Annotated in this window: 1 protein-coding gene; it reads left to right on the top strand. The window is 46.2% G+C overall.

Translation table 11 applies throughout. The features are described from left to right. On the top strand, positions 1-900 hold a 900-nt coding region (gene mraY, locus ACS8FC_RS14620; RefSeq protein ID WP_439297299.1), incomplete at its 5' end, for a phospho-N-acetylmuramoyl-pentapeptide-transferase. Positions 901-1,144 lie beyond the last annotated feature (244 nt).

Raw genomic sequence — 1,144 nt, 5'->3', positions numbered from 1 at the left:
ATGGGTGGGGTATTGATTCTCAGTGCTATTGGGGTATCGACTCTGCTATGGGCACGTTTGAACAATCCTTATGTGTGGATTTTGCTCGTTGTTATGGTGATCTTTGGTGCTGTAGGTTGGGCGGATGATTGGCTCAAAATCAAGTACAAAGACCCAAAGGGCTTGATTGCGCGAAAGAAATATTTTTGGTTATCGATGGGCGCATTATTCGTCGGCGTCTCTTTATACTACATCGCCACACTACAGCCGGATATCAACACCACTCGCGAGATGCAGGACTTATTGATACCGATCTTTAAAGATTGGATGATTCCATTTTCGGCAGTGCCTTTTGGTATTGGTTTTATTATCTTTACCTACTTTGTGATCAATGGTGCGTCCAATGCGGTTAACTTAACCGATGGCTTGGATGGCTTGGCGATATTACCAGTAGTGCTTGTCGCAGCAGGATTGGGTGCGATGGCTTATGTATCGGGCGATGTGCGCTTTGCGGATTATTTGCACGTTCCGTACATTCCCTATAACTCTGAAGTCATTATCGTTTGTGGTGCCATGGTCGGGGCAGGTCTTGGGTTTTTGTGGTTCAACGCGCATCCTGCACAAGTATTTATGGGCGATGTGGGCGCGTTGGCGCTGGGTGCGATGCTGGGTACGATTGCCGTGATGACACGACAAGAGATTGCCTTTGCCATTATGGGTGGTCTATTTGTCGCTGAAGCGCTATCAGTGATGTTGCAAGTTGGCTCTTATAAATTGCGCAAAAAACGCGTTTTCCGTATGGCTCCGCTACACCATCATTTCGAAGAAATTGGTTGGAAAGAAACGCAGGTGGTGACGCGGTTTTGGATTATCGCCATCATTCTCGTCATTCTTGGGCTAATGACCTTGAAGCTGCGTTAGAAAAACAAGCCTCAAATATACCTAACTTTCCTGCTTAGAAGCCATCTCAATGAGTATTGAGGTGGCTTTTTATCGTTTAGGGCACACGAAATTTGTTAAAATGCGGGTCATATTGCTATGACTTTGAGATACCTGTGTCCTTATTTATTTGTCCACTTTGTCAGTCACCACTACAGCCAGCCGCAGATACGTGGCGCTGTGATGGTAGCCGGCATCCTAAACAAACCTCGCATCCATTTGACGT

It is taken from the genome of Psychrobacter sp. 1Y4, from assembly GCF_051847555.1.
Note: the sequence above shows the minus strand (reverse complement) of the source record. Positions and strands in the feature narration are given on the sequence as shown.